We start from the raw sequence: 20,188 nt of genomic DNA on the forward strand, positions 1-20,188 counted from the left end.
ATCGGCCCCCCGTAGAATGGCGCCGTGGAGATCCCTGAGAAGTTCGCTGCGCTCGGCCTCACCTACGACGACGTGCTGCTGCTGCCGGGGGAGTCCGACCTCGCGCCGAGCGACATCGACACGACCACGCGGCTGACCCGCGAGATCTCGATCCGCGTGCCGCTGATCAGTGCGGCGATGGACACCGTCACCGAGTCGCGGATGGCGATCGCGATGGCCCGCGAGGGCGGCATCGGCGTGCTGCACCGCAACCTCTCGATCGAGGACCAGGCCCGCCAGGTCGACCTGGTCAAGCGCACCCAGACCGGGATCATCTCCAACCCCGTGACGATCGGCCCCGACGCGACGCTGGAGGAGCTCGACCGCCTGTGCGGCGAGTACCGCGTCTCCGGGCTCCCGGTCGTCGACCTCGACAACCACCTCCTCGGCATCATCACCAACCGCGACCTCCGCTTCACCCCGGTCGCGGAGTGGGCCACGACGAAGGTGAACGAGGTGATGACGAGCGAGGGCCTCATCACCGGTGACATCGGCATCTCCCGCGACGAGGCCACCGCGCTGCTCCGCGCCCACAAGCGCGAGCGGCTCCCGCTGGTCGACGGCGAGGGACGCCTCGGCGGCCTCATCACCGTCAAGGACTTCGTGAAGGGCGAGCAGTTCCCCCACGCGTCGTACGACGGCGACGGCCGGCTGCTGGTCGGCGCGGCCATCGGCTACTTCGGCGACGCCTGGGAGCGCGCCACCACGCTGATCGAGGCGGGCGTCGACGTGCTCGTCGCCGACACCGCGCACGGCCACGTCCACCTCCTGCTCGACATGGTGAAGCGGCTCAAGTCCGACCCGGCGACCCGGCACGTCCAGGTGATCGGCGGCAACGTCGCCACCCGTGAGGGCGCCCAGGCGTTCGTCGACGCGGGCGCCGACGCGGTCAAGGTCGGCGTCGGGCCCGGCTCCATCTGCACCACGCGCGTGGTGACCGGTGTCGGCGTGCCGCAGGTGACCGCGGTCTACGAGGCCTCGCTGGCCACCAGGCCCGCTGGCGTGCCGCTGATCGCCGACGGCGGCATGAAGCACTCCGGCGAGATCGCCAAGGCGCTGGTCGCCGGGGCCGACTCGGTGATGGTCGGTTCGATGCTGGCCGGCTGCGAGGAGTCGCCCGGCGACGTGGTCTTCGTCAACGGCAAGCAGTTCAAGTCCTACCGCGGCATGGGCTCCCTCGGCGCGATGAGCAGCCGCGGCAAGAAGTCCTACTCCAAGGACCGCTACTTCCAGGCCGAGGTGGCCAGCGACGACAAGATCGTCCCCGAGGGGATCGAGGGCCAGGTCGCCTACCGCGGCCCGCTGTCCGCCGTCGCCCACCAGCTCGTCGGCGGCCTCAACCAGTCGATGTTCTACGTCGGCGCGCGCACCATCCCCGAGCTCCAGGACAAGGGCCGCTTCGTCCGGATCACCTCGGCCTCGCTCAAGGAGAGCCACCCGCACGGCGTGCAGATGACCGTCGAGGCGCCCAACTACAGCGGCGCCTGAGAGGTTCAACCTTCCGTCTCTTCCGCGACTCGCCAGTAGGTCCTACCTTGACGATTGTCAGGGGATCGGGCCCCGCGACGGTGTGATCCATCGACCACGATGTGCTCGATCCCGATTTCTCTCGGGAGGAGCGCTTCAGTGCGCAGAAACATCCTGGTCGCGTCCGGCTGTGCCGGTCTAATGGCCGTCGTCACCCCAGCCCTGTCCACCGCCGCACCATCCGGTGACGACAGCATCACGCCGTCGCAGCAGACGGCCCTCGACCTGGGCTTCCAGGTCGCGCCCAAGGAGGAGAACGCCGCCTCGCTCACGGCGAAGGTCAACCCCAACCCCTACCTCGCGAACCTGCCGTCGATCACGGACGCCAACTACTTCGCCTGGAACAAGCTCATGCACGCGAAGGCCGAGCAGCGCGCGGCCTCGAAGCGGCTGGCAACCAACCGCCGTGAGGCGCTCGGCTCCGGGCGCACGGGAGTCTCGGCGCGAGCGGTCCTGACGCCGTTCGTCCACGACGAGGAGGAGCCCACCGGCACCGCGGGGTCCAACGACTCGCACCTCGATGCCGAGCCGATCACCCAGTTCGGCACCGGGGCGGCGAAGATGCCGGCGGTCCGGATCCTCGGCAGCCTGGCCGCCCCGCCCGCCAGCACGCCGCGCACCGTCACGACCACCGAGGACCAGGGCGCCATCCCGCTGGCCACGCCGACCGGGATCACCGCCAGCGGCTCCACGGTGACCAACTCGGTGCTGGGCGACGGGCCGCACGGCCCCGCTCCCGCCGGTGACGGCACCAACGACTTCGACTTCTACTCCGTCGACGTCGCCGCGGGGCTCACCCTCACCGCCAACACCGAGGGCAGCGCCACCACCACCGACACCATCCTCGTGGTCTACGCCGCCGACGGCACGCCCGTCGCCGCCGACGACGACAGCGGCACCGGCCTGCTGAGCAGCCTCAGCTACAAGCCCGAGGTCCCCGGCACCTACTACGTCATGGTCGGCGGCTACGCGCTCGACCCGCTGCCGGGTGACCCGTTCGACTCCGGCAGCGGTGCCGGCGGCGCCGACACCGGCAACTACCGCGTCTCGATCGCCAGCGCGAAGCTCGACGCCGACTTCTACTCCGTGCGGCTGCGCCCCGGTGACACCATCGGCTCGACCGGCACGGGCGCCGCGATCGGCCTGACGGTCCGCACGCCGTCCGGCGAGCAGCGGGTCGGCGGCGTCGGCACCGACGCGAGCTTCCTCTACCCGCCGACCTCACCGCTGCCGGGTGGCGGCAACACCGCGATCGCCTACGTCGCCGAGGAGGCCGGCTGGTACTCCGTGCAGGTCACCGGGGGCACCGGCGCCTACGACGTCCTCGTCGAGGGCTACCGGCCGGGCACCCAGGGCGACCGCGGTCGCCGTCAGACCGTGCTGCTCGACTTCGCGCCTGGTCGGGTCAACACCGGCACCTGGGGCGGTCCGGGCCAGCGCGACGTCTCCCCGTTCGCCGCGTTCGTGCCCCAGTGGGGCATCCCGCGCGCCGAGGCCCGCCGGGTCGAGAACCGCATCCTGAACCTGGTGCGGCGCAACATCCAGGCCGAGCTGTCGGGCACCAACCCGGCGGTCAACGTCGACGTGCTCAACGCCCGGACCAACCCGGAGCTGATCGGCCAGGAGAACGTCTCGCGCATCTACATCGCCGGCACGATCGCCGAGACCGGGATCAGCACCATCGGCATCGCGCAGTACATCGACCCGGGCAACTTCGGCCACCAGGACGAGGCCATCGTGCTCCTCGACGTGCTGAGCGCGGCGGCCGGACCGGCGTCCTCGCTGAACACCTACCTGAACGCCACCAGTGACCGGATCGGCTTCGTGTCGGGGGCGGTGGCCAACGTGACCGCCCACGAGATCGGGCACACGATCGGCAACTACCACACCGACAACGCCGACGAGATCCACAACATGATGGACTCCGGCGGCGCCAACTTCGGCCAGAACCTCTACGGCGTCGGCCCGGACAACATCGGTGGCACCGCGGACGACGAGAACATCGAGTTCGTGACCGACACCTACTCGCCCGCCGAGGGCTTCACCGGATTGGAGAACACCGAGAACGTCTCGTCGTGGGCCTACGCGGGCCGCTGACCTGACGCTCACCAGCAACCACGCACGACGCGGTCACCCCCTCGCCGGGGGTGGCCGCGTCGTCGTACGTCGTGGTGCCGGAGGTCAGGGGGTGAAGCCGCCGCGCGTCGGCGAGGTGTCGCCGCTGACCGCCGCCGCCGGCCGGGTGAGCAGGCGGGCCTGCGGTGCCCGCCGGGCGCCGAGCGAGACCACGAAGACGCCACCGTTGCGCCGGGTCACCAGTCCGGGGGACCGGGTCGGGTCGCCGGCGGTCCGCAGGCGCGGAGCCAGGCGGGAGCGCCGGCCCTCGACGGCGGTGCGCAGCCGCAGCGTGCCCCGGCGGTCGACGGCCGCGACCACGAGGCGTCCGGCGACCTCGCCGACGGCGGGGGAGGAGTAGGGCGACCAGTCGCCGTCGAGCGCGGCGGCGCGGCCCCAGCGGCGGCCGCGCAGCGTGCGGACGGTGAGCCGGCCGTCGGCGCCGACCTGGTGCAGGCGGGCGGTGCCGCCGGAGACGGTCAGGGCGGGGGTCGAGGTGGTCGAGGCGGTGGGACCGGCGAGCCGCACGAGGCGGCCCCTCTCCAGCCACCGGGCGTACGTCGCTCCGTTGGCGGTGACGGCCACCAGCCAGGTGCGGCCGGAGCCGTCCGCGCCGAGCACCGGCGCGGTGTGGGTCGCCCACGAGGCGGGTCGGCCGACCCGGTCGGGCCGGCTCCAGCGACGCTGCTCGGTGAACCGGCGGGTGACCAGGGTCCCGCTCGGGGACACCGCCGCCACCACGGGCCGTCCGGTGCGGGAGAGGGTGAGCGCGGGGCTCGAGGTCGGGGCGGCCGCGGCGACCGTGCGGAGGGCGAAGCCGGTGCCGCGCACCGTGCCGGCCAGCACCCTGCCGTCGCGGGTGGTCGCGGCGACCCACGGGCGGCCACGGCGGTCGAGGGTCAGCGCTGCCGCCACGACGGGCGAGAACCCACCGCGCGGACCGACGATGCGGGCGCGGCGACCGGGGTGCGCGACGCGCAGGGTGCCGGCGTCGTCGACGCGGGCGGTCCAGGACTCGCCCAGGCCGTCGGGCACGGACACGACCGGACGGTCCGAGCCGACGAGCGGGGAGGGCGCGACGTCGTCGAGGTGGAGGTAGCGGAAGTCGCCGACCGGGACCGTGCGGGTGCCGTACCCGCCCGGGAGGGAGTGGTTGTACTCCTCGATCGTCACCGTGCCGGCCCCGATCGCGGTGACCCAGGCGACGTGGCCGACGCGCCCGGCGTCGGTCTGCGCGACGGCGCCGATGGCCGGCACGGAGTCGACGCGGTAGCCGAGCGCGCGGGCGGCGTCGTCCCAGTGCTCGGCGTTGCCCCAGTGCTGGCCGCCGAAGGAGTTGCTGAAGCCGGCCATCCGGTTGCGCTCCTGCATGCGCCACGCCACGAAGCTCGTGCAGTTGCGCCACACGAAGCCCCACGGGTCGCCGATCGAGCCGTTGATCGACCACACCCACTTCGCACACGTCGGCTTCGGGCCACGCGGGTCGTAGAGGTGACCGCTGACCGGGTCGAGCACCGGCTCCGGGGGCGGCGGGGTCTCGGCGGCGGGCTCGGGCTTCTCGCCGGCCTTGTCACCTGCCTTGTCACCTGCCTGGCCCCCGGGCTCAGCCGGCTCGGGCGTCGGCGTGGGGGTGGGCGTCGGCTCCTCGATCGGCGCCTGCGGCACGGCCGGGCACTGGCCCTGCCAGGCCCACGGGTAGTCGTCCTCGGCGTGCGCCGCCGGCGCAGCGAGGCTCAGCAGCCCGCCGGCGACACAGACGGACGCGAGCGTGCGCGCGATCGTTCGTTGCGGCCACGTCGCGGGCCGCTTCCCCAGGTTCCCCACGTTTTTACCGTAGGAACGGCGTCAGGACGGCGTGGCGTCTTTGCCAATCTGTAACTCAGATGTTCATCCCGGCGGCCCGCCACCGGCGTACGACCGGGGCGGACGAGCGTGGCAGCGCGCCGATGCGGTCGCCGCGAACCTGCGTGGCCAGGCCGGGCGCCAGCCGGTAGGGGGCGGAGAGGAGCAGGCTGCCCGCGAGCCGGCGCAGCCGCGACATCTCCGCCCGCACCGTCACGGTGCGCCCCGGGTCGTCGAAGAGGTCCTCGGACAGCTGCACCGCCGTCCGTCCCGGGTGGCCCGCCTCGAGGAGCGACAGCAGGATCTCGGCGTGCCGGGGCGAGAGGGTGCGCGACCACGACCCGCTCGGCCCCGAGACGACCACGCGCGGCTCGCCGTCGAGCTCGAGGACCAGCGCGGAGGTCGCGGCGTCGGTGGTCTCGCCGGACTCCAGGCGCAGCAGCCAGCCGCCGTCCAGCGGCTCCGCGGTCGCGTGCCCCAGCGTGGGCAGCCAGACCCGGCCGGCGGCCAGCTGGTCGGGCAGCGCGACCCGCTCGGGGCTGCGGCTGCCGATGGCGGCGGCGAGGTGGCCGGCGTGGTCGATCGCCAGCGCGTCGCCGCTCAGCCCGGCCAGCAGCGGCGCCGCACGGGCGCGGAGCCGGTCGAGCGCCGCCCGGTGCCGGGCCACGATCTCCGCGGACGTCATCTGCGCGGCGAGCTGGACGAGCGCGAGCTCGGCCGGGTGCATGCCGCGGCTCGGTCCGCTCACGTCGAGCACCCCGAGCGTCCGCCCGGTCCACGGGTCGACCAGCGGCGCCGCCGCGCAGCCCCAGCGGGTGTGCGACTCCACGAAGTGCTCCGGCCCCTGCACGTGCACGGCCGTGCCGAGCACCAGGGCGGTGCCGATCGCGTTGGTGCCGACGTTGGCCTCGGTCCACGCCGAGCCGCCCACGAAGCCGAGGTCGTCGGCGAGGCGTCGTACGCCACTGCTGCCGAGGCGCCACAGCACGCGGCCCTCGGCGTCGGCCACGACGACCAGCTGGCCGGCGTCGACGACCGGGGCCAGCGACTCGGCCAGCCGCGGGACCACGTCGGCCAGCCCGCTCGCGGCCCGGCGTCGCTCGAGCTCGGCGCCGTCGATCGGCGGGATCTCGGCGCCCGACCCGGGGTCGAGCCCGGCGGCCGCGACGCGCCGCCAGGAGGCGGCGATCTCGGTGCGGGGGAGCGGCGCCCGGGCGCCACCGGCGAGCGCGGCCTCACGGCTGCGGTGCAGGTCGCGGTCGGTCATGCGATGTCCCTCGGGGTCCTCCGGCCGAGCCGTTGCAACCTCTCGCAACCCTGTCGCCGCCCGATGCCGACGGTGTGTGCTCGGTCACACCAGCGTAGTTGAAGGAGAACCGATGACCCAGACCCTGGATCCCGTGACCGGCACCGACCCGACGACCCCGGACCCGCAGGCACGCGTGGACGCGTGGCTCGCCCGCTTCGAGGCCGCCCTCTCCGCGGGCGACGCGACGGCGGGCGCCGACCTGTTCGCGACGGAGTGCTACTGGCGCGACCTGGTGGCGTTCACCTGGAACATCAAGACCGTCGAGGGACGCGACGGTGTGGCCGACCTCATCGGTGCCGCCGGCGCCCGCTCGGGTACGTCGGGCTTCGCGACGAGCGAGCCGCCCGAGGAGGCGGACGGCGTGGTGACTGCGTGGATCACCTTCGAGACCGGCACCGGTCGCGGCAACGGGCTGCTGCGGCTCACGGAGGAGGACGGCGAGGACCGGGGGTGGACCCTGCTCACGGCCCTCTACGAGCTGAAGGGGCACGAGGAGCCGCGCGGCACGCACCGCCCGATGGGCACCCAGCACGGCGCCTTCAAGGACCGGGTGACGTGGAAGGAGAGGCGCCAGCAGGAGGCCGAGAGCCTCGGCTCGACCACCCAGCCCTACGTCCTGGTGATCGGCGGCGGCCAGGGCGGCATCGCCCTCGGCTCACGCCTGCGCCAGCTCGGCGTGCCGAGCCTGGTGATCGACAAGCACCCGCGCCCCGGCGACCAGTGGCGCAACCGCTACAAGTCGCTCTGCCTGCACGACCCGGTCTGGTACGACCACCTGCCCTACCTGAAGTTCCCCGACAACTGGCCGGTGTTCGCGCCCAAGGACAAGGTCGGCGACTGGCTCGAGTCCTACGTGAAGATCATGGAGGTGCCCTACTGGTCCAGCACGGTGGCGACCAGTGCGACCTGGTCGGAGGACACCCAGGAGTGGACCGTCGAGGTCGAGCGCGAGGGCAAGCCGCTGACGCTGCGCCCCACGCAGCTCGTCTTCGCGACCGGGATGAGCGGCAAGCCGCGGATCCCCGACGTCCCGGGCACGGACGTGTTCAGGGGCGACGTCCACCACTCCTCCGCCCACCCCGGCCCCGACGCGTACGCCGGCAAGAAGGCGGTCGTGATCGGCAGCAACAACTCCTCCTTCGACATCTGCGGCGCGCTCTGGGAGCACGACGCCGACGTGACGATGGTGCAGCGCTCGTCCACGCACATCGTCAAGAGCGACAGCCTGATGGAGATCGGCCTCGGTGATCTGTACTCCGAGCGTGCGGTGGCCGCGGGCGTGACGACGGAGAAGGCCGACCTGATCTTCGCCTCGCTGCCCTACCGGATCCTGCACACCTTCCAGGTCCCGGCCTACGAGGCGATGGCGGAGAAGGACAAGGACTTCTACGAGCGGCTGGAGAGGTCCGGCTTCCGGCACGACTGGGGCGACGACGGGTCCGGCCTGTTCATGAAGTACCTCCGGCGCGGCTCCGGCTACTACATCGACGTCGGCGCCGCCGACCTGGTGGCCAACGGCGACGTCCACCTGGTGCAGGGCCAGATCGACCACCTCACCGAGGACGCCGCCGTCCTCGAGGACGGCACCACGCTCCCGGCCGACGTCGTCGTCTTCGCCACCGGCTACAACTCGATGAACGGCTGGGTCGCCGACCTGATCGACCAGGAGACCGCCGACCGCCTCGGCAAGTGCTGGGGGCTGGGCTCCGAGACGACGAAGGACCCCGGTCCGTGGGAGGGCGAGCAGCGCAACATGTGGAAGCCGACGCAGGTCGACAACCTCTGGATGCACGGCGGCAACCTTCACCAGTCGCGGCACTACTCGCTCTACCTCGCGCTGCAGCTCAAGGCGCGCCACGAGGGGATCGAGACGCCGGTCTACGGCCTGCAGGAGGTGCACCACACCGGGTGAGTCCGGACGGAGCCCGACAGGGAGCCGGCCCCCGACGGCCCCTGTCCTCCGAAGGCGCCGGCTGCCACGATGAGGCGTGACCTCCGCGAAGATCGCCATCGTCGGCGCCGGCGCCGTCGGCTCCACCCTCGCCTACGCCTGCCTGGTGCGCGGCGTCGCCACCACCGTCGCCCTCCACGACGTCGACGCGGCGAAGGTGCGCGCCGAGGAGCTCGACCTCCGCCAGGGCCTGCAGTTCCTGCCCACGGCCCACGTCGAGGGCTCGGCCGACGTGTCGGTGTGCGCGGGCGCGCAGGTGGTCGCGGTGACGGCCGGCGCCAAGCAGCAGCCGGGGCAGACCCGTCTCGACCTCGCGGCCTCGACCACGAGCATGCTCCGCTCCCTGATGCCGGCCCTCGTCGAGGCGGCCCCGGACGCCCGCTTCGTGATGGTGACCAACCCCGTCGACGTGGTGACGTACGCCGCCCAGAAGCTGACCGGCCTCGGCACCGAGCAGCTCTTCGGCTCGGGCACCGTGCTCGACTCGGCGCGGCTGCGCGGGCTGGTCTCGGCTCGCTGCGGCGTCGCGGTGCAGAACGTCCACGCCTACGTCGTCGGCGAGCACGGCGACAGCGAGATCCCGCTCTGGAGCAGCGCGAGCATCGGCGGCGTGCCGGTGACCGACCTGGTGACGGCCGACGAGCGGGACGCGATGGCCGCGGAGGTGGTGGGCGCGGCCTACGAGATCATCAAGGGCAAGGGCGCCACCAACTACGCCATCGGCGTCTCGGGGAGCCGGATCATCGAGGCGGTGCTGCGCGACGAGAAGCGGGTGCTGCCCGTCTCCACGCTGCTCGACGACTACCACGGCATCGGCGACGTCTGCCTCTCCGTCCCCACGGTCGTCGGGTCGGGCGGTGCCGAGCGACGCCTCGAGGTGCCGATGAGCGACGCCGAGCTCGCCGGGCTGCGCGCCAGCGCCGACCGGATCCGCAGCACCGCCCGCGACCTCGGCTTCTGACCCGCTGCCACCTAGGCTCGCGGGGTGGAGGAGAGCGACGCCGCCCCGGCACGCCGCCCGTACGACGCCAGCGGGCGTCGCGCGGCCGCCGAGCGGCGACGGCTCCACGTCGCGGAGGTGGCGGCCCGGCTGTTCGCCGAGCACGGCTGGAACGGCACGACGCTGGCCCTCGTGGCCGAGGAGTCCGGGGTCTCGGTCGAGCTGGTCACCAAGACGTTCGGGGGCAAGGCCGGCCTCTTCATGGCGGCCTTCCGGTCGGCCGGCTTCGGTCGCCGCGGCGGGCTGCAGCAGGCCTTCGCGCAGCTGCGGCTCGAGGACGAGCCCGACCTCGACGTGCGGCTCGACCGGTTCGTCGAGTTCGTCACCGCGACCGTCGTACGCATGGGTCCGCTCGTGGGGGTGCTGGGGCACGGGGCCGAGCAGGACCCGGCCCTCCGTGAGCTCGTGCGCGCCGCGCACCAGGGTCATGCCGTGGTCTGCGCGGAGGTGGCCCACCGGCTCACCGCCGGGCAGGCGGCCCCCGACGCGGTCGACGAGGTCTACCTGCTCACCCGTTCCGAGACCTACTTGACCCTGGCCGAGCAACGCGGCTGGACGCCCGAGCGGTACGCCACCTGGCTGCGCCGGTCGCTGAGGGCGGCCATCGACGGTCCACCTGCCGGACGCTGATCCCGGATCGGGGCGCATGCTCACCCGAATTGGGTACGATGTGACCGGATCCAATTGTGGGGGTTGGATGCCGGGCCCAGAAGGTCCGGTCGGGTGGGGGCCCGGCCGGACCTGCTGCTCGCCGATAGGCTCTCCGCCATGACCGAGATCGAGATCGGCCGCGCCAAGCGCGGCCGTCGGGCGTACTCCTTCGACGACATCGCGATCGTGCCCTCCCGGCGCACCCGCGACCCCGAGGAGGTCAGCACCGCCTGGCAGATCGACGCCTACCGCTTCGACATCCCGGTCGTGGCCGCGCCGATGGACTCGGTCATGTCGCCCTCCACCGCGATCGCGCTCGGCCAGATGGGCGGGCTCGGTGTGCTCAACCTCGAGGGCCTCTGGACGCGCTACGACGACCCGACCGGCCTGCTCGAGGAGGTCGCCGCCCTGACCGGCGCCGAGGCCACCCGCCGGATGCAGCAGATCTACACCGAGCCGATCAAGCCCGAGCTGATCACCGCCCGGCTCAAGGAGATGCGCGCCGCCGGCGTCACCGTCGCCGGCTCCCTGTCGCCGCAGCGCACCAAGGACCATGTCAAGGCCGTGGTCGACGCGGGCGTCGACATGTTCGTCATCCGTGGCACCACGGTGAGCGCCGAGCACGTGAGTAGCCAGTCCGAGCCGCTGAACCTCAAGGAGTTCATCTACGAGCTCGACGTCCCCGTCATCGTCGGCGGCTGCGCGACCTACCAGGCCGCGCTCCACCTGATGCGCACCGGCGCCGCCGGCGTGCTGGTCGGGTTCGGCGGCGGCGCCGCCCACACCACGCGCACCGTCCTCGGCGTCGCGGTCCCGATGGCCAGCGCGGTCGCCGACGTCGCCGCCGCCCGGCGCGACTACCTCGACGAGTCCGGCGGCCGCTACGTCCACGTCATCGCCGACGGCTCGATCGGCAGCTCGGGCGACATCGCCAAGGCGATCGCGTGCGGCGCCGACGCGGTGATGATCGGCTCGCCGCTGGCCCGCGCCACCGAGGCGCCCGGCCGGGGCTTCCACTGGGGCAGCGAGGCCACGCACGCCGACCTGCCGCGCGGCGAGCGTGTGGAGTTCGCGCCCGTGGGCACCCTGCACGAGATCATGTTCGGCCCCTCGAGCGTCGCCGACGGCACGATGAACCTCGTCGGCGCCCTCCGCCGGGCGATGGCGACCACGGGCTACACCGAGGTCAAGGAGTTCCAGCGCATCGAGGTCGTCGTCCAGCACTGACAGACTGGACACATGACGCTTGCCAAGGCCCTCGACGCCGACCAGCGGGCAGACGCCCTCCAGCAGCTCGGCTCGGGTGAGCTCGACGTGCTCGTCGTCGGCGGCGGGATCGTCGGTGCGGGCGCCGCGCTCGACGCGGTGACCCGCGGGCTCAAGGTCGGCCTGGTCGAGCAGCGCGACCTCGCCTCGGGCACGTCCTCCCGCTCCTCCAAGCTGGTCCACGGCGGCCTGCGCTACCTCGAGATGTTCGACTTCGCGCTGGTCAAGGAGGCGCTGGAGGAGCGCGGCCTGCTGCTCACCCGGCTGGCGCCGCACCTGGTCCGCCCGGTGCCGTTCCTCTACCCGCTGCACCACGCGTGGGAGCGCCCCTACGTCGGCGCCGGCGTCGCGCTCTACGACGGCATGGCGATGACCGGCAAGTACGACATGGGCGTGCCGAAGCACAAGCACGTCTTCCGCAAGCAGCTCGCCCGGATGGCGCCGGACATCCGCACCGACGACCTCCACGGCGCGATCCGCTACTACGACTGCCAGGTCGACGACGCCCGCCTCGTGATGACCATCGCGCGGACCGCCGCCAACAACGGCGCGCACGTCGCGACGCGCACCAAGGTGACCGGCTTCCTGCGCGACAGCGACCGCGTCGTCGGGGCCACCGTGCGCGACCTCGAGGACGGGCGCGACCTCGAGATCCGCGCCAAGGTCGTCATCAACGCGGCCGGCGTGTGGACCGACGAGGTGCAGGAGGTCCTCGGCGGGCGTGCCCAGCTCGACGTCGACGCCAGCAAGGGCATCCACCTCGTCGTGCCCAAGGACCGGATCCGCTCCGAGTGCGGCTTCATCACCAAGACCGAGAAGTCCGTGCTCTTCGTGATCCCGTGGGGCCAGTTCTGGATCATCGGGACGACCGACACCCCGTGGGACCTCGACCTGGCGCACCCCGCGGCCAGCAAGGCCGACATCGACTACCTGCTCGGCCACGTCAACCGGCTGCTCAAGGACCCCCTCGACCACCGTGACGTGGTGGGCGTCTACGCCGGCCTGCGGCCGCTGCTGAAGGCGGTGAAGAAGCAGGGGGAGAGCAACGGCGGCGAGACCACCAAGCTCTCCCGCGAGCACACGGTCGCCAGTCCCGTGCCGGGCCTCGTGCTGGTCGCCGGCGGCAAGCTGACGACGTACCGGGTCATGGCGAGGGACGCGGTCGACCACGCGCTGCGCCATGCAGGGGACGGCCCCGACCACGCCCTCCCGTCGATCACCGACCGGGTGCCGCTGATGGGCGCGTGGGGCTTCGAGGCGCGCACCAACCAGCGCGTCGCGCTGAGTCGATCGTCCGGGCTCGACATCGGCGTCATCGACCACCTGCTGGGTCGCTACGGCGGCCTCGTCGACGAGGTGCTGGCGCTCATCCACGAGCGCCCGGAGCTGGGCGAGCCGCTGCCCGGCGCCGAGCACTACCTGCGCGCCGAGGTGCTCTACGCGGTGACCCACGAGGGGGCCCGGCACCTCGACGACGTGCTCGCGCGGCGCACCCGCGTCTCGATCGAGACCTTCGACCGCGGCATCACCGCGGCCCGCCCGGCGGCCGAGCTGATGGCCGAGGCGCTCGGCTGGGACGACGCGCAGCGTGACGACGAGGTCGACCACTACCTGCGGCGCGTCGAGGCAGAGCGGCAGAGCCAGCTGATGCCGACCGACCAGGAGGCCGACGAGGCCCGGGTGAAGGCGCCGGACATCGTCTGACGGCCCGTTGACAAATGGTCGCGAAGTGTCGAATGTTGGGATGAAGTGACCAACCGGTAGCAACGCCGCCGACGGCGACCTACGCTGCGAGGATGAGTGAGCACAGCCACACCTCTCCCGACTCGAGTGGCCCCGTCACCGAAGGCCCCGCCGACCCCGAGCACGACGCCACGGCCACCTACGGCCTCGACCGCTCGTACGTCGCCGCCCTGACGCGACGCGTGGTCAGCTCGACCGGCGAGACCCACGCCGTCGCGTCCCCGATCGGCGGCACCCCGCTCGCGCACGTGCCGCAGTCCAGCAGCGCCGACGTGGCCGAGGCGTTCACCCGGGCCCGGAGGGCGCAGGCGGCCTGGGCCGCGACGTCGGTCGACGACCGGGCCGCGGCGCTGCTCCGCCTGCACGACCTCCTCCTCGACCGCCAGGACGAGCTCATCGACCTCGTCGTCTGGGAGTCCGGCAAGGCGCGCAAGGACGCCTACCTCGAGGTCGCCCACCTCGCGCTGACGGCTCGCTACTACGCCCGCACCGCCCACGAGCACCTCGACACCCGCCGCGTCGGCGGCATGTTCCCGGTGCTCACCCGGGCCGAGGTCAGCCGGGTGCCCAAGGGCGTCGTCGGGATCATCTCGCCCTGGAACTACCCGCTCACCATGGCGTTGTGCGACGGCATCCCGGCCCTGCTCGCCGGCAACGCGGTCGTGGCCAAGCCCGACGCGCAGACGATGCTGACCGCGCTGCTCGCCGCGCAGCTGCTCGACGAGGCCGGCTTCCCGCCGGAGGTGTGGCAGGTGGTCGCCGGTCCCGGGCCGGAGGTCGGCGGCGCGATGATCGCGAAGGCCGACTACATCTGCTTCACCGGCTCGACCGCGACCGGCCGGCTGATCGCGCAGCAGTGCGCCGAGCGGCTGATCGGCTGCTCGCTCGAGCTCGGCGGCAAGAACCCGATGCTGGTCCTGCGCGACGCCGACGTGCACCGCGCGGCGGAGGGTGCCGTACGCGCCGTGTTCTCCAACGCCGGACAGCTCTGCGTCTCGATGGAGCGTCTCTTCGTCGCCGACCAGGTCTACGACCGGTTCGTCGACGCGTTCGTCTCGCGCACGCAGGCGATGACGCTCGGGGCGAGCCACGAGTGGAGCGTCGACATGGGGTCGCTGATCTCGCAGGCGCAGCTCGACACCGTCACCGCCCACGTCGAGGACGCCGTGGCCAAGGGCGCGACCGTGCTCACCGGCGGCCGGCACCGGCCCGACCTCGGCCCGTTCGTCTTCGAGCCCACGATCCTCGAGGGCGTCTCGGCCGACATGGAGTGCTTCGGCAAGGAGACCTTCGGCCCGGTCGTCTCGCTCTACCGCTTCCACAGCGAGGACGAGGCCGTCGAGCGCGCCAACGACGGGCAGTACGGCCTGAACGCCTCGGTCTACACCCGTGACGGCGCGCGCGGCCGAGCCGTCGCCAGGCGCATCAAGTGCGGCACCGTCAACGTGAACGAGGCCTACGGCGCCACCTTCGGCTCGCTCGGCGCCCCGATGGGCGGGATGCGCGAGTCGGGCATGGGCCGGCGGCAGGGCGCAGAGGGCATCCACCGCTACACCGAGTCGCAGTCCGTCGCGACGCAGCGACTGGTGCCGATCGCGCCGATGTTCGGCATGTCGGAGGAGACCAACGCCAAGGTGCTCACCGCCTCGCTGCGGCTGCTCAACAAGTTGGGCCGCGCCTGATGACCGCCCCCGAAGCCAAGCACTACGACGTCCTGGTCATCGGGTCCGGCTTCGGCGGCTCGGTCACCGCGCTGCGCCTGACCGAGAAGGGCTACACGGTCGGCGTGCTCGAGGCGGGCGCGCGGTTCGAGGACGACGACTTCCCGGCGACGTCGTTCGACGCGAAGCGCTTCCTGTTCGCGCCCTCGCTGGGCTTCTACGGCATCCAGCGCATCGACATGGTCAAGGACTGCATGATCCTGGCGGGCGCGGGCGTCGGCGGTGGGTCGCTGGTCTACGCCAACACGCTCTACGAGCCGCTCGACGCCTTCTACCGCGACCCGTCCTGGGCGCACATCACCGACTGGAAGGTCGAGCTCGCGCCCTACTACGACCAGGCCAAGCGGATGCTCGGCGTCGTGGACAACCCCCGCCACACGCCGGCCGACGAGGTGATGAAGCAGGTCGCCGACGACATGGGCGTCGGCGAGACCTTCCACCCGACGCCGGTCGGGGTGTTCTTCGGCGGGCCCGACGCGCAGGGCGGCGAGCGGGTCGAGGACCCGTTCTTCGGCGGCGCCGGCCCGGCGCGCAACGCCTGCCTCAACTGCGGTGAGTGCATGACCGGCTGCCGCCACAACGCCAAGAACACCTTGGTGAAGAACTACCTGCACCTCGCCGAGCAGGCCGGGGCCGTGGTGCACCCGCTGACGACGGTGACGCGCGTACGCCCTCGCGCGGGCGGTGGCTACGAGGTCACCGCCCGGTGGACCAAGGCCAAGCTGTCGCGGCGGACGGCCACCAAGACGTTCACCGCCGACCAGGTGGTCTTCTCCGCTGCCGCGCTCGGCACCCAGAAGCTGCTCCACCAGCTCAAGGGCGAGGGCGACCTTCCCGGCATCAGCGACCGCCTCGGCATGCTGACCCGCACCAACTCCGAGTCGATCCTGGGTGCCCTCGCACCCTCGGGCGACCCGGTCGACTACACCGAGGGTGTCGCGATCACGTCCTCGTGGCATCCCGACGACGTCACCCACATCGAGCCGGTGCGCTACGGCAAGGGCTCCAACGCGATGGCGCTGCTGCAGACGGTGCTCGCCGACGAGACGCCCGGCACGTCACGGGTGCGCACCTGGCTGCGCGAGCTCTGGGCGCAGCGGCGCACGGCCCTCGACCTCTACGACTTCAGGCACTGGTCCGAACGCACCGTGGTCGCGCTGGTGATGCAGACCCTCGACAACTCGATCACCACCAAGGGGGTCAAGGGCCGGTTCGGCTGGCGGATGACCAGCGAGCAGGGCCACGGCCTGCCCAACCCGACGTACATCCCGGTGGCGTACGACGCCGTGCGGCGGATGGCGGACGTCATGGGCGGCACCCCCGGCGGCAACGTGGGCGAGCCCTTCGACCGGCCGCTCACGGCCCACTTCATCGGCGGCTGCACCATCGGCGACACCCCGGAGTCGGGTGTCGTCGACCCGTGGCAGCGGCTCTACGGCCACGAGGGCCTGCACGTGGTCGACGGCTCGGCGATCTCGGCCAACCTCGGTGTCAACCCGTCGCTGACGATCACCGCGCAGGCCGAGCGGGCGATGGCGTTCTGGCCCAACAAGGGCGAGGCCGACCCGCGCCCGGCGCTGGGCTCCGCCTACCGCCAGGTCGTCACGGTGGAGCCGAAGAACCCGGTCGTGCCCGACGCCGCGCCGGGCGCCCTGCGGCTCCCCATCGTGGGCGTCAGCTGACGCCCGAAATACATCCGAAGGGGCCGTAACCACGCCCCACAGGGTTCGTTGGGCCGGGTGAGGGGTCCGGCAGTCATGCTCCCTCCCAAGGGTCGGACTCCTCTTTCTCGGACGCTGTCCTGCAGCGGCTGGGAGCAAAGCACCAGGGCCCGGTCAACCCTCCCTCCCCGACCGGGCCCTGGTGCGTTTCGCAGCCGAAATCCAACCCCTCGGCCGGGCTGATCGATCCGAGCGTTGCGTCGATAGACTCCGCTCGTGACGCAGCCTGCAGAGCACGACCTGGTCCTCGTCGTCGACTTCGGCGCGCAGTACGCCCAGCTGATCGCGCGGCGCGTGCGTGAGGCGCGGGTCTACTCCGAGATCGTCCCGCACACGATGCCGGTGGCGGAGATGCTGGCGCGCAACCCGAAGGCGATCATCCTGTCCGGCGGTCCCTCGAGCGTGTACGCCGAGGGTGCGCCCGGGATCGACGACCACGTGTTCACGGCCGGGGTGCCGGTCTTCGGCATGTGCTACGGCTTCCAGCTGATGGCCAAGGGCCTCGGCGGCGAGGTCGCCCACACCGGCGCGAGGGAGTACGGACGTACGCCCGTGACGGTCTCCGAGCCGGGCACCCTCCTCGAGGGCATCCCGGCCGAGCACCGGGTCTGGATGTCGCACGGCGACTCGGTCGCCAGGGCGCCCGAGGGCTTCACGGTGCTCGCCTCGACCGCTGACACCCCGGTGGCGGCGTTCGAGGACGTCGGCCGCGGGCTCGCCGGCGTCCAGTGGCACCCGGAGGTGCTGCACTCCGAGCACGGCCAGAAGGTGCTGGAGCACTTCCTCCACCACATCGCCGGCGCCCGCCAGACCTGGACGATGCTCAACATCGCCGAGGAGCAGATCGAGCGGGTCCGTGACCAGATCGGCGACGGCGGACTGGCCATCTGCGGGCTCTCGGGCGGCGTCGACTCCGCCGTCGCGGCGGCCATCGTGCAGCGGGCGATCGGCGACCGGCTGCACTGCGTCTTCGTCGACCACGGGCTGCTCCGCGAAGGGGAGGCCGAGCAGGTCGAGCGCGACTTCGTCGCCGCGACCGGGGTCAACCTCCACGTCTACGACGCCCGCGACACCTTCCTCGCCGCGCTCTCCGGGGTCACCGACCCGGAGGAGAAGCGCAAGATCATCGGCCGCGAGTTCATCCGGGCTTTCGAGGCGGCCGAGGTCGAGGTGCTCGGCGAGGCCGCCGACCAGGGCGAGAAGGTCGGCTTCCTGGTGCAGGGCACGCTCTACCCCGACGTCGTCGAGTCGGGCGGCGGTGCCGGCACCTCCAACATCAAGTCCCACCACAACGTCGGCGGCCTGCCCGAGGACCTCGAGTTCGAGCTGGTCGAGCCGCTGCGCACCCTGTTCAAGGACGAGGTGCGCCTCGTCGGCGAGCAGCTCGGCCTGCCCGCCGAGATGGTGTGGCGTCAGCCGTTCCCGGGGCCGGGCCTCGGCATCCGCATCATCGGCGAGGTGACCGCCGACCGGCTCGACATCCTGCGCCGCGCCGACGCGATCGCCCGCCAGGAGCTGACCCGCGCCGGCCTGGACCGCGACATCTGGCAGATGCCGGTCGTCCTGCTCGCCGACGTACGCTCCGTCGGCGTCCAGGGTGACGGTCGGACCTACGGCCACCCCGTCGTGATCCGGCCGGTCACCTCCGAGGACGCGATGACGGCCGACTGGGCGCGCCTTCCCTACGACGTGATGGAGCGGATCTCGACGCGCATCACCAACGAGGTGGCCGAGGTCAACCGGGTCACCCTCGACATCACCTCCAAGCCGCCGGGCACCATCGAGTGGGAGTGAGCCGGGCCCGTGCTCATGGGCGCCTTCGGGCACACCTCGGCCGAAAGGACGAGGCGAGGGTCGTGCCATCGGCCGGTTGATCCGGCCCCGGGGTCGAGGCCTGGAAGCTCGCGCGGCGGGATCGTGGATCTGACCGATCCCCGAGACGACGGAGCCCACGATGAGCACACCCACCAGCACGATCGAAGCCCAGCCGATCCCCGTGCAAGCCAAGCTCGCCGCAGGGTGGACGAGCTTCATGTTCCTCTACGTCTACGTCGACATCCTCGCCTTCTACAAGCCCGGCGTCGTCGACGACATCCTGGTCGGCAAGGTCTGGGAGTTCGACGTCACGCCCACCTGGGCGATCACGGCGCTCTCCCTCCTGGCCGTCCCGATCCTCATGATCACGCTGTCCGTCACGCTCCCCGCCCGGTGGAACCGCGTGGCGAACCTCGCCGTGGCGGCGGTGCAGGGGCCGTTCGCGCTCTTCAACCTGGCGGGCGCGATGGGGGAGTCCTGGCGGTTCTTCTACGTCCTCGGCGTCGTCCTCGAGCTCGCCCTCCTCGCCCTGATCGTGCGCCTCGCGTGGACCTGGCGCCCCACGCCGCAGACCGCTGCCGTTCCTACTCCACGGGTTGCTGGAGCTCGGTGACCCAGGCGTCCGGGTTGTCCTGCGGCTCCTCGAGGTAGACCTCACGGCACCTGCCGACCGAGCGGAGCCCACGGCGCTCGACCTCGGCCTCCAGGGCCTGCCACGTCTCTCCGATGGTGTCCATCGCGCCGTGGTGCACGACGGTGACGGCGCGGTCGACCACGGGCAGCGTGGTCACCTCGACGCCCGCGACTCCCTCGGCCCGGGCGCGTGTGTCCTCGGTGATGGGAACGGCAGCACCGATGCCGGTGCGCTCCCCGCGCCCCTCGTACCACGCGACGTTCGGCCCGGCGGGCTCGATGCCGGCCTCCATCACGCCACCCATCAGGCGGCCGAACATCGGCCCGATGCGTGGTCCGATCTCCTCGACGCTCTCCACCTCGTCGGTGAGCTGGGCGAGCAGCACCGCGGGCAACGGCTTGTCCTCGAACTGCAGGTCTGGCATGGCGATCTCCCTCTCGATGAGCCGGAGCCTCGCCTCGATCCGCCCCAGTCGAGCCCGGTCGGCGGCGATCGCGTCGGACACCTCGGCACGCCGGGCGAGCAGCATCGCGCGCATCTCGTGCGCACCCACCTGCGCGTCCAGCACCGGTCCCATCTGCTCGAGGGTGAACCCGAGGTCCTGGAGGGCCAGCAGCCGGTGCAGCCGTCGGAACTGACCAGCGGTGTAGTGCCGGTAGCCGGTGACGGGGTCGACGGAGGCCGGCGGCAGCAGGCCGAGGGCGTCGTAGTGCCGCAGGCGGCGCACCGACACCCCGGCGAACCGGGCGAACTCTCCGATGGTCAACATGATTTCCCCGTTTCTAGGCCCTGACACGGTGTCAGGGTCAAGGGCAGCGGGCGATTGCCGTCGCGCCGGCCGCGTGCTGGTGCCA

General features: G+C 72.3%; 14 protein-coding genes. 11 read left to right on the forward strand and 3 right to left on the reverse strand.

The window, feature by feature from the left end:
• Window positions 1–24: 24 nt before the first annotated feature.
• Together guaB and ACE3QY_RS17010 are read left to right on the forward strand one after the other, a co-directional pair.
• Window positions 25–1,527, forward strand: coding sequence for an IMP dehydrogenase (gene guaB, locus ACE3QY_RS17005; RefSeq protein WP_374457229.1), 1,503 nt, complete (start codon window positions 25–27; stop codon window positions 1,525–1,527).
• Window positions 1,528–1,665: 138 nt separating this feature from the next.
• Window positions 1,666–3,663, forward strand: coding sequence for a pre-peptidase C-terminal domain-containing protein (locus ACE3QY_RS17010; protein ID WP_374457230.1), 1,998 nt, complete (start codon window positions 1,666–1,668; stop codon window positions 3,661–3,663).
• A gap of 84 nt (window positions 3,664–3,747) precedes the next feature.
• On the opposite strand, the gene ACE3QY_RS17015 is transcribed toward ACE3QY_RS17010, so the two are convergent.
• A complete protein-coding gene (locus ACE3QY_RS17015) occupies window positions 3,748–5,505 on the reverse strand; it encodes a CHAP domain-containing protein (protein ID WP_374457231.1) in 1,758 nt (585 codons plus the stop codon).
• A 55-nt stretch (window positions 5,506–5,560) separates the two neighbouring features.
• Entirely contained in the window at window positions 5,561–6,790 is a 1,230-nt protein-coding gene (locus ACE3QY_RS17020; protein WP_374457232.1) for a GAF domain-containing protein, read from the reverse strand.
• A gap of 112 nt (window positions 6,791–6,902) precedes the next feature.
• Here ACE3QY_RS17020 and ACE3QY_RS17025 point away from each other — a divergent pair, with 112 nt between their 5' ends.
• The 9 genes from ACE3QY_RS17025 (at window position 6,903) to ACE3QY_RS17065 (ending at window position 19,313) form a co-directional block, all read left to right on the forward strand.
• Window positions 6,903–8,744, forward strand: coding sequence for an NAD(P)-binding domain-containing protein (locus ACE3QY_RS17025; RefSeq protein ID WP_374457233.1), 1,842 nt, complete (start codon window positions 6,903–6,905; stop codon window positions 8,742–8,744).
• Between the two features lie 76 nt (window positions 8,745–8,820).
• Complete coding sequence (locus tag ACE3QY_RS17030) at window positions 8,821–9,744, forward strand: L-lactate dehydrogenase (protein ID WP_374457234.1); 924 nt, start codon at window positions 8,821–8,823, stop codon at window positions 9,742–9,744.
• Between the two features lie 24 nt (window positions 9,745–9,768).
• Window positions 9,769–10,413 carry a TetR/AcrR family transcriptional regulator gene (locus tag ACE3QY_RS17035; protein WP_374457235.1) on the forward strand — a complete coding sequence of 215 codons (645 nt, stop codon included), beginning with the start codon at window positions 9,769–9,771 and terminating at the stop codon, window positions 10,411–10,413.
• A 138-nt stretch (window positions 10,414–10,551) separates the two neighbouring features.
• The gene (locus ACE3QY_RS17040; protein ID WP_374457236.1) at window positions 10,552–11,661 is read left to right on the forward strand and encodes a GuaB3 family IMP dehydrogenase-related protein; all 1,110 of its coding nucleotides are present in this window, start codon (window positions 10,552–10,554) and stop codon (window positions 11,659–11,661) included.
• Between the two features lie 12 nt (window positions 11,662–11,673).
• Window positions 11,674–13,404: a glycerol-3-phosphate dehydrogenase/oxidase gene (locus ACE3QY_RS17045; RefSeq protein ID WP_374457237.1), complete on the forward strand. Its 1,731-nt coding sequence runs from the start codon at window positions 11,674–11,676 to the stop codon at window positions 13,402–13,404.
• Window positions 13,405–13,496: 92 nt separating this feature from the next.
• On the forward strand, window positions 13,497–15,125 hold the full coding sequence (locus ACE3QY_RS17050; protein ID WP_374457238.1) for a succinic semialdehyde dehydrogenase: 1,629 nt from the start codon (window positions 13,497–13,499) through the stop codon (window positions 15,123–15,125).
• Window positions 15,125–16,846 carry a GMC oxidoreductase gene (locus ACE3QY_RS17055; RefSeq protein WP_374457239.1) on the forward strand — a complete coding sequence of 574 codons (1,722 nt, stop codon included), beginning with the start codon at window positions 15,125–15,127 and terminating at the stop codon, window positions 16,844–16,846. The genes ACE3QY_RS17050 and ACE3QY_RS17055 overlap by 1 nt, the downstream gene beginning before the upstream one ends.
• A 255-nt stretch (window positions 16,847–17,101) precedes the next feature.
• A complete protein-coding gene (guaA, locus tag ACE3QY_RS17060; protein WP_374457240.1) occupies window positions 17,102–18,679 on the forward strand; it encodes a glutamine-hydrolyzing GMP synthase in 1,578 nt (525 codons plus the stop codon).
• A gap of 160 nt (window positions 18,680–18,839) precedes the next feature.
• On the forward strand, window positions 18,840–19,313 hold the full coding sequence (locus ACE3QY_RS17065; RefSeq protein WP_374457241.1) for a DUF6326 family protein: 474 nt from the start codon (window positions 18,840–18,842) through the stop codon (window positions 19,311–19,313).
• On the opposite strand, the gene ACE3QY_RS17070 is transcribed toward ACE3QY_RS17065, so the two are convergent.
• The gene (locus ACE3QY_RS17070) at window positions 19,285–20,103 is read right to left on the reverse strand and encodes a MerR family transcriptional regulator (protein WP_374457242.1); all 819 of its coding nucleotides are present in this window, start codon (window positions 20,101–20,103) and stop codon (window positions 19,285–19,287) included. The genes ACE3QY_RS17065 and ACE3QY_RS17070 overlap by 29 nt on opposite strands.
• Window positions 20,104–20,188: the final 85 nt, after the last annotated feature.

Source organism: Nocardioides sp., assembly GCF_041913365.1.
Lineage (GTDB): Bacteria > Actinomycetota > Actinomycetes > Propionibacteriales > Nocardioidaceae > Nocardioides.

Bases quoted from the DNA above. Each gene is read 5' to 3' on its own strand.
- ACE3QY_RS17020 (WP_374457232.1), bottom strand. From the start codon at position 6,790: ATGACCGACCGCGACCTGCACCGCAGCCGTGAGGCCGCGCTCGCCGGT.
- ACE3QY_RS17025 (WP_374457233.1), top strand. From the start codon at position 6,903: ATGACCCAGACCCTGGATCCCGTGACCGGCACCGACCCGACGACCCCG.
- ACE3QY_RS17040 (WP_374457236.1), top strand. From the start codon at position 10,552: ATGACCGAGATCGAGATCGGCCGCGCCAAGCGCGGCCGTCGGGCGTAC.
- ACE3QY_RS17045 (WP_374457237.1), top strand. From the start codon at position 11,674: ATGACGCTTGCCAAGGCCCTCGACGCCGACCAGCGGGCAGACGCCCTC.
- ACE3QY_RS17050 (WP_374457238.1), top strand. From the start codon at position 13,497: ATGAGTGAGCACAGCCACACCTCTCCCGACTCGAGTGGCCCCGTCACC.
- ACE3QY_RS17055 (WP_374457239.1), top strand. From the start codon at position 15,125: ATGACCGCCCCCGAAGCCAAGCACTACGACGTCCTGGTCATCGGGTCC.
- ACE3QY_RS17065 (WP_374457241.1), top strand. From the start codon at position 18,840: ATGAGCACACCCACCAGCACGATCGAAGCCCAGCCGATCCCCGTGCAA.
- ACE3QY_RS17070 (WP_374457242.1), bottom strand. From the start codon at position 20,103: ATGTTGACCATCGGAGAGTTCGCCCGGTTCGCCGGGGTGTCGGTGCGC.